7 protein-coding genes and 1 pseudogene are annotated in these 8,791 nt (G+C 39.3%); 4 read left to right on the top strand and 4 right to left on the bottom strand.

Annotated elements, in window-relative coordinates; translation table 11 throughout:
* Nucleotides 1-373: pseudogene (locus PVA17_RS19895) on the top strand (chemotaxis protein); the annotation flags it as partial.
* A 275-nt stretch (nt 374-648) separates the two neighbouring features.
* Here the strand turns inward: PVA17_RS19895 and PVA17_RS19890 are convergent.
* Nucleotides 649-2,043 (bottom strand): alanine/glycine:cation symporter family protein, encoded by a 1,395-nt coding sequence (locus tag PVA17_RS19890; protein ID WP_132358761.1) that lies wholly within the window; start codon nt 2,041-2,043, stop codon nt 649-651.
* Nucleotides 2,044-2,602: 559 nt separating this feature from the next.
* Here PVA17_RS19890 and PVA17_RS19885 point away from each other — a divergent pair.
* The 3 genes from PVA17_RS19885 to PVA17_RS19875 are packed head-to-tail and all read left to right on the top strand — an operon-like array spanning nt 2,603 to nt 4,564.
* On the top strand, nt 2,603-3,298 hold the full coding sequence (locus PVA17_RS19885) for an aspartate/glutamate racemase family protein (RefSeq protein ID WP_274068713.1): 696 nt from the start codon (nt 2,603-2,605) through the stop codon (nt 3,296-3,298).
* A 5-nt stretch (nt 3,299-3,303) separates the two neighbouring features.
* Nucleotides 3,304-4,347 carry a DmpA family aminopeptidase gene (locus PVA17_RS19880; RefSeq protein WP_274068712.1) on the top strand — a complete coding sequence of 348 codons (1,044 nt, stop codon included), beginning with the start codon at nt 3,304-3,306 and terminating at the stop codon, nt 4,345-4,347.
* Nucleotides 4,337-4,564, top strand: coding sequence for a hypothetical protein (locus PVA17_RS19875; protein ID WP_132358755.1), 228 nt, complete (start codon nt 4,337-4,339; stop codon nt 4,562-4,564). The genes PVA17_RS19880 and PVA17_RS19875 overlap by 11 nt, the downstream gene beginning before the upstream one ends.
* 21 nt (nt 4,565-4,585) lie before the next feature.
* On the opposite strand, the gene PVA17_RS19870 is transcribed toward PVA17_RS19875, so the two are convergent.
* From PVA17_RS19870 to PVA17_RS19860, 3 genes are all read right to left on the bottom strand, one after another.
* The gene (locus PVA17_RS19870) at nt 4,586-6,109 is read right to left on the bottom strand and encodes a glycosyltransferase family 2 protein (protein ID WP_274068711.1); all 1,524 of its coding nucleotides are present in this window, start codon (nt 6,107-6,109) and stop codon (nt 4,586-4,588) included.
* Nucleotides 6,110-6,553: 444 nt separating this feature from the next.
* Nucleotides 6,554-7,426: a glycosyltransferase family 2 protein gene (locus PVA17_RS19865; protein ID WP_274068710.1), complete on the bottom strand. Its 873-nt coding sequence runs from the start codon at nt 7,424-7,426 to the stop codon at nt 6,554-6,556.
* Between the two features lie 17 nt (nt 7,427-7,443).
* Nucleotides 7,444-8,787 (bottom strand): glycosyltransferase family 2 protein, encoded by a 1,344-nt coding sequence (locus PVA17_RS19860; protein ID WP_274068709.1) that lies wholly within the window; start codon nt 8,785-8,787, stop codon nt 7,444-7,446.
* Nucleotides 8,788-8,791: the final 4 nt, after the last annotated feature.

Below are 8,791 nucleotides of genomic sequence, written 5' to 3'. Positions count from 1 at the left end.
TGGCATTCAAATAGAAACAGAACAATCTGTCAACATCATGGCAAAAGTTACAGAAGATGTTCAAAATGGACTACATGTATCAGACGAAGCTATCACGAAATTCCAAGTGATTAAGTCGAGTATGGATAAAATTACTCCTAAAATGGAAGAGGTATCTTCTGCATCTGAACAAATGTCAGCAAGTGTACAAGAAGTGACAGCTGTTACGGAGGATTTAGCATTTTCTGCACAAGGAAATGCAGCTGCTTCAGAGGACGTTGCAGCGTCTACAGAGGAACAATTAGCTTCAATGGAAGAAATTAATGCTTCTGCACAAGCTCTTGCGCATATGGCAGATGAGCTAAAGCAGCTAATTAGTCAATTTAAATATTAACTTCTTTTAGCGAAATGTCTTTTGTAACATAAGTGAAACGACAGTTACAGAAGTCTCCCACCTAAATATGTGGTGAGATGTATGCGAGGGTGTCCAAACACCCGCTGAAATAAAGGAACTCAGGCTAAAAAAATTCACAACCTGTGAAAATGCCTGAGTGACCACCTCGGTGCTGCTGCCGCTACGCTTTCGCGCAAAAAACAATTGCAGGCGAGACATAATTGATTCCATAAAAAAACGTCATTCCTCAACAGAGGAATGGCGTTTTTCAATAATTATCGATCTTCTTCCCAGCAATCAGTATTTTTCAATGTTGGGATTGATTTTGCATAAAATACAGGGTTTTTGCCGTTTTTCTTTTGCTTTGTAAAGTCGTCTAACACGAGGAAGGCAATTTTACCAAGTAATATAATGATTGTAATATTGATGATAGCCATTAGTCCCATGAACAGATCAGCTAAGTTCCAAACAAGCTGTACCTGTGCGAGAGAACCAAACATCACCATAACAAGCACTAAAATACGGTAGCCAAACATCCAACCTTTATGCGCATTCATAAACTCAATATTAGATTCACCGTAATAGTAATTTCCTACGATGGAGCTAAAGGCAAAGAAAATAATTGCAATAGCGATAAAGTAAGGAGCCCATGAACCTACATGTACAGCTAAGGAATTTTGTGTAAGAATAATTCCATTGCTTTCACCTGTATTATATAGACCCGCTAAAATAATGATAAACGCTGTTGCAGAACAAATCATAATTGTATCAAAGAATACACCTAAGCTTTGCACTAATCCTTGTTTTGCAGGGTGTGACGTATTTGCTGTAGCTGCGGCATTAGGTACACTACCCATACCGGCTTCATTTGAAAATAAACCACGGCGTACGCCCTGCATAATAGCAGTTCCGATTGCTCCACCAGCTGCTTCTTTAAGACCAAACGCTTCTGTGAAAATCAGTTTGAAAACGGCAGGTATTTCAGACAGATTTGTCACAACAACAAAAAGGGCTACAGCTAAATAGAAAACTGCCATCACGGGTACAAGTACTTGCGTAACTTTTACAATTCTATGTACGCCACCAAAAATAATCATGGCCGTTAACACAACTAACATAATACCAATGATATAAGGTTTAATATGGAATGCCTCACCAACAGAAGTTGCAATCGTGTTCGATTGTACAGCATTAAAAATAAAGCCAAAGCTTAACGTTAAAAGAATACTAAAAATAATCCCTAATTTTCGTTGGCCTAATGCTTTTTCCATATAATAGGCTGGTCCACCACGGAACGTATCGCCATCCTTTACTTTGTACACCTGTGCAAGCGTACTTTCAATAAAGGCAGTCGCCATTCCTAATACGGCGATGATCCACATCCAAAATACTGCTCCTGGTCCACCTACTCCGATTGCTAATGCAACGCCTGTAATATTCCCAGTACCTACACGCGAGGCTGCGCTAATCGTGAATGCTTGGAACGGAGAAACACCTGACTCTCCATCTCTTTTTTCCACTATTAAACGAAACATTTCAGGGAAAAGTCGAATTTGAACAAACTTTGTGCCAAAGGAAAAATAAAACCCTGCAGCTAATAATAGTGTGATAATGAAATATGTCCATAAAATACTATTAGTCTCATTTACAATATTCGATATCCATTCCATTTTGTTTACCTCCAATCTCAATACGCTTCAGTTTACACTGTTTTTTTGTAATATATCCGCTTTTTGAAAATACTGAATTTTAGAAAACGATATTATTACTAAATATTTTTCCAATAGTTGAAATATCTAGTTCAAGTGCAAATGCAGTGAAGGACTTACTTATACTTAGAATAGATATTGTGATGAACCATCTGTCGAAACTTTACTGCGAGAAAATAATATAATGATGTAAAAGAAAAATGCATATTGTAATAAAAGGAGGTTACGTATGGCATTTTCTGCTGATGGATATGGTAATTAGGATAGTTGTAGGAATTGTCGCTTTTTTATTCCCTTGTATTGATCATTACTGATTTAATGGGTTTTGTGTATACTATTAGCATTGATTTGAAGGATGGTATTTACTTTTTTATTAGTATAAATGTTGTTTGTTGCTTCTATACCCATCTTATAAATTAGATATTGGCTATTTTGAAAAGATAGGTTTAAAAACTTTTTGAAAATTTCCTTATTTGAGATAGAATGATAATATAGTAATAAAATTAAAGGAGGAGTATGCGTGAAAACAATTGGTATGATTGGCGGTATGAGCTGGGAGTCTTCTGCAGAGTATTATCGCCTGATGAATGAAGAGGTAAAGCGACAATTAGGAGGCTTGCATTCAGCAAAATGTATTTTATATAGTGTAGATTTTCAAGAAATTGAGCATTATCAAGCTGAGGGAGCGTGGGAAAAGGCAGGGCAAGTCCTTGCAGAGGCAGCGCAATCTTTGGAGAGTGCAGGGGCAGATTTTCTTGTTATTTGTACAAATACAATGCACAAGGTTATTGATATCATAACGGCAAAAATCACCATTCCAATTTTACATATAGCTGATGCGACAGCAAATCAAATAGAAAAAGCTAGTTTACAGAAAGTTGCCCTTCTTGGAACAAAGTACACGATGGAGCAAGATTTCTATCGAGCTAGAATAGAGGGATTTGGCATTGAAGTGCTTGTTCCGCTAGCTGAGGAGCGCGCTGAAGTCAATCGTATCATCTATGAAGAATTATGCTTGGGTCGAATTCAACAAGCGTCGAAGGACTATTATTTACAGGTGATAGAGAATCTTGTGCAATCAGGTGCACAAGGCATTATTTTAGGATGTACAGAGATTGGATTACTTATTAAACAAGAAGATGTGAACGTACCTATTTTTGATACAACAGTTTTACATGCACAGGCTGCTGTAAATATGGCGATTCATAAGGAATGACTAATATGCCAAAAAAAGTACGAGAAATGGGGATCGTCATTGGCACATTATCAACTGGTGAGAAAAATTGTATTACGGATGTAGCTGGCGTGCGTGTAGGGCATGTAACACTTGATGAGAAAATGAATCAAGACGGCGCCTATGCTTGTACAGGAGTAACTGCGATTTTACCGCATGAAGGCAATTTATTTCAGCAAAAGGTTACTGCTGCAAGCTATGTCATAAATGGCTATGGTAAAACGACAGGGCTCGTACAAGTAAATGAACTTGGGGTTATTGAATCACCCATTATGCTAACGAATACATTTGGCGTTCCAGCTGTAACACAGGGAACGCTGCAATTTATGCTAGATACGAATAGTGAAATAGGACTTTCAACAGGAACTATTAATATCGTAGTTGGGGAATGTAATGATAGTTATTTAAATTCCATTCGGGAATGTCCAATTACACCTGAACATGCTTTGGAAGCGATTCGCAAGGCATCCACTGAAACTGCAGAGGAAGGGGCAGTTGGAGCTGGAAAAGGAATGATGTGCTTTGGCTATAAAGGTGGGATTGGCTCATCTTCTCGAATTGTGACACATGGGTCAACGAACTATATGGTAGGCTGTATGGTCCTCAGTAATTTCGGGCAAAGCTCTGACTTTTTAACACACCAATATGTTGCTACTAGCGATCAAAGCGAATCGATAATATCTCCAACAGATGGCTCCATTATCATCGTACTTGCCACAGATGCCCCACTTAGTAATCGTCAACTGACACGTGTTATTAAACGCTGTGGCATTGGTCTTGGACGTACAGGCAGTCACTTTTCACATGGTAGTGGGGATATAGTCATTGGCTTTACAACAGCACATCGTATCGCTCATCAATCAGATGAGCTTGTCGAAACACGTACACAACTACGTGAGGATCATCCTATCATGAATCAATTTTTTGCAGCAGCCGCAGAAGCAACCGAGGAAGCCATTTTAAATTCACTTTCACAGGCACAGACTACAATTGGTCGAAATGGACATAAAGTGGAAGCTTATGAATTTTAACTTTATGAATGATGGGATGTCATTAGATGAAATGGTAGAGCATATTAACTTCAGCCCGTTATTACTGATTGATAAAAAACTGCAAAATATTTTTAATTTTTCATTGCGTCAGGACACAAAAGATAATCGTAGTTCGATTTACTTCTATGCAAAACTTCGGAACGGTTCGTCCGGTAATAATTGCGTGAACTTGGCAGGTGTACCTGTTACTTCCTAATCGTGCGGAAATGTATATGCCTCAGAGATTTTTTACAGCAGCTGACAAGTTTTGACCTAACAAGATATAAGCTTCAGCGTCAGGTATTTCAGTGTTTTGTGAAGTAGAGATAAACTCATCAAACGCACGGTTAAGATCTCCCTTCATTATCCAACAAACCGTATTTGAAAAAATAGCTACTAAGTCGTCACTGATATTTTGGAGCAAAGGATACTTTGTGAGTAGATTGGCAATTTGCGAGTCAATATTCAATTTTTTTGACGACAAAGGTCGTTTCTTTTTGATGTCTAAAAAAAGCAACAGTAGCTGGTCATCCGGCTTTACGGCAAGATACGCGATGATTTCCATTTCTGTTAACGAAGGATCATCTACATTGCGAGTTTTATACCAAGATTGAAAACGTTCAATCATGCTATTGTAGTCTTTTCGTAGAACATATGGGATCATATCAGGAATTTCCAATAGTAAATACTTTAGTGTTTCTTTTTTTATAAATTGAGATAAGTGTGGATAGATGGCCATTAGTATTTCAACGGTCATTTCAGCGCTGTTGAAGGCTTGATATTTTTTTTGTCCAACAAGCCAGTTTATAACTGGAGTGCGCAGTAAATCCAACTCCTCATCAGGAAAAGCGATTTGTTGGAACAGTTCCTTGGTTTTTTTGTGGGTTAATACATCATACAGGCTTTGCAGTTTTGCATATTGTGTCAAGGTTTCCTTAAGTATAACGCCTATCGTGTCGTATATTCCGTTATAGTAGACAACATGAAGAAATTGCTCGTTCTGCAGGCTGATGGCTCCGCACTTTTCAATCAGAAACGCGCGTGCTGTATCGTCAAGTATACGGTCGCAAGTAATACGACTAGCGTCTAACTGATGCGAAGAAGAATGTGGATTCATATAGTATTTATGTAATGAGTCTGCGAGGATACCGACACGGCTGGCATTACGAAAATTTTCAATTGTAAACAGTGTATCTGCACCGTAGTGCAAACTTGGTATACGTGAAAAATTAAACCTGCGTAAAACCGACACCTTGTAAAGTTTGCACCATACTGTCCTCATAAACTGATGATAATCAGTAAAATATGTGTTAAACATTTCTGGTGTATCTAATATGAGGTTTTGACCCAATCTGCGAACAGCAATTAGATCCTTGGTTGTTTCATCGATAAAATCATGTCCACAAGCGGCAACGTCGAGATTGTGATTTGATATAAATCGTTCCATATTTGTCAAGAAGTTCGTTTTATATTCATCGTCTGCATCGAGAAAACAGAAATAATCGCTTTCATCGTAATTCTCAATTATTTCTGTCCAACTATGCCCTTTTTCATGAACATGATTCTGCTTGTTTCTAAGCGCAATAATACGCGAATCTTTGGAAGCATATTGTTTGATGATTTCGCCCGTTCCATCTGTCGAAGCATTATCCAATAAATACCAAACCCAATTCTGGTCAGTCTGGGCAATAACGCTTTCAATCGCGCGAGCTATCGTTTTTTCCGCATTATAAGCGTATGTGTAGAAAATACACTTTTTCAAGCAACATCATCCCCTAAGCATATAAAAATATTTTTATAAATTAACGTTTTTTTCATCTCCTATAGATTATGTGCGTTTATACAGAATGTTTCTTTGTACATTAAGAAGGACTCCTTGTAGTTACCACAAATGCGTGTGCAATTTGAATCGACCAGCGTACAGGCGGCGTCGGTTATATCAATTTGGAAAATTCGTATATCTTTTAGCGACCCGCATTTTATCTTTATTCAGCGGAAGCCTTCCACCTCTATAGGTGGTGAGATGAATGCGATTTTGGTACCTTTTCAGTGGGTGTCCAAACACCTACTGAAATAGAGAAACTTAGTCTAAGAACGCCACGACCTGTGGCAACGACTGAGCTGGCGGATGTCACGGGTTTTCAAAGGAATGAATTGTGCTGACACAATTCAAAATCAGGACGCAATTACATCTTGTCGTAGTTGGTTACTCTCCCTGATTAACTAGGTAATTCATCATATACTCTAGTTGCTTTTCAAAGCCCATTAAGCGGTTTGATTTGATGTTCTCACACATACGTTGCATAAAAGCGAACAAAGATTTTTCAATATCTTCAACAATTTCCGGTGCACGTTTGGAGAGGTATTCTGCTCGTGTTTGATACATCGCCAAATACTCATCAAGCAACTCCGGCGTCATCTGCTTGTTATGTATAAACGCCGTCATGTTGGACGAGTGCTTCCTAAAATAATACATCGGCATATTCCACACAGCTATTCGCCCTGCTCGCTCAAATACCTTGTAGATAACGTGAATGTCGTCCACCAGTACATTGTCCGGGAATGACAGTCCCGTCCACAAACTGCGTCGAAAGATCTTGGGCGGTGGCGCGGCGTTGTAAAGGCGACGTTTTAATAACTCTCTTAATCCCTGTAATCGGTCAAAAACGAACCGAACATTGCAAATGAAGTACGGCTCCAGCCTATCCCCGAAATCGTTATAGCTACCACACATAGCAATGTCGGCATTCTCTTCACGTGCAAGATCGGCGAGAAACGAGAGCATCGATGGCTCGCATCGATCGTCGTCATCCACAAATACAACATATTCGCCTGTAGCGGCAGCAAGACCGCTGTTGCGTCCAAACGATGCACCGATGTTTTGCGAAATTGTTAATAGTTTCACTCGCGCATCCGCTTCTGCGTAAGCGGTACAGAGTTCCGCTGTACCGTCTGTTGAACCATTGTTGACTAGAATTAGCTCATAATCACCGAATGTCTGATTCCGCAAGGAGTCCAGCATGGCTGGCAAGTACTGCTCACGGTTGTATGTAAGCAAAATAACGCTAATAAACGGCATAGACACCTCTCCAGATGTTAAAATTCGACGAAAAGCAAATCGCTTTCATCAATACCAAGCGCGATAAACTGTCTCCTGAGTTCTTCTCTCACATTTTGGTATCCGGATACAATCAGGATTGTGATTGGCTTGTCACCAGCAATTTTCTTTACAGCGGCAGGGAGGTAAACAGGAATTCCATCAGCTAACATTCCATTTTTTTGTACATCGTTGTCAAAAAAACCAGAAAAAGAAAGGTTGCTTGCCTCAAAAGCAGTTTTTAAATATAAACCAATATGGCCCGTTGGAGCAATATATATTTGTCCTTTCTTTGTTAAAACTTTCCTGGCCATTTGCTCAATTATGTTAAAGTATTGTACTCGTAAACTGGCAAGGCCCACTACAGTGCCCTCTGATAATAGTGTATCAATTACAGAACAGCCGTAGTCTTTCGAGCTCGTGTCCGTATCTTCCAAATTTTTTTGCTCCAAGTATCTATCTATCTCGGTGGCGCTTTCGGTTAGTTGTTCATTGCTTACGGTGCATAATGCAGCAATGAGTTGGTAACGAAATTGTTCCATATAGACGCGGACAAAACCCCGCTCTTGTTCCGTTTTTGCCACATAGCGCATCAACAACGTCAAAGAGTGCAACAGCTTGCAGCACTCCGAGACAGCCTTGGATGGAGGTATTCTCGAAATTGATGAAGAACGCACACGGTATATGTAAACCAACATGTCAACATAGTGTACCGAGCGCGCCGAGAGTAAAGTACGGATAGATACGTAGACATCATGGTAAATATTTGCTGGCGTCTTTAAACTTTTTATGGACGCATTATAATACTCCCGTAATTTTCGTGAAAAAATCAGTCGCCACGTTGCTATATTAAACGGCTGTATTTCGGTTAGGTATTCAAGAGCTTGATCCTTATCTCGCCCGTTAATACGTTCAGTTTGATAAGATGTGTCAGTAAAATTAATGATACTTTCCTCTAAAACCGTACTAAACCGCCCGAAAAGCACATCGGGAGCATTGTTTCGTAAAATATTTGCTATTTCGCCATATGCGCCCGGAGCTAACATATCGTCACCATCTATATAATGTATATATTGTCCACACGCTTTATGGGTGCCGTATATGACCGCCCTGCCGAAAATCGACTCACCGGTCAGCGCGTAATATCGTATCTGTTTATTATGCTTTGCGTATTCTCTACAAATGGCATCACTTCCGTCAGTAGAATTGTTATTAACCAAAACGATTTCATAATCATCAAAGGGCTGAATAATGATGCTGTCCAAACACGCACCAATATAACGCTCTAGATTGTATACACTTACGATAAAGCTTACAAGCGGTCTCTGCCCAGACATTTGCATATTT

The organism is Lysinibacillus sp. CNPSo 3705 (assembly GCF_028674935.1).
In the GTDB taxonomy this organism is placed as follows: Bacteria; Bacillota; Bacilli; order Bacillales_A; family Planococcaceae; genus Lysinibacillus.
This window is presented reverse-complemented; position numbering and strand designations above follow the sequence as displayed.

Coding starts and splice junctions, on each gene's coding strand:
- PVA17_RS19880 (WP_274068712.1), top strand. CDS start 3,304: ATGCCAAAAAAAGTACGAGAAATGGGGATCGTCATTGGCACATTATCA.
- PVA17_RS19860 (WP_274068709.1), bottom strand. CDS start 8,787: ATGCAAATGTCTGGGCAGAGACCGCTTGTAAGCTTTATCGTAAGTGTA.
- PVA17_RS19890 (WP_132358761.1), bottom strand. CDS start 2,043: ATGGAATGGATATCGAATATTGTAAATGAGACTAATAGTATTTTATGG.
- PVA17_RS19875 (WP_132358755.1), top strand. CDS start 4,337: ATGAATTTTAACTTTATGAATGATGGGATGTCATTAGATGAAATGGTA.
- PVA17_RS19865 (WP_274068710.1), bottom strand. CDS start 7,426: ATGCCGTTTATTAGCGTTATTTTGCTTACATACAACCGTGAGCAGTAC.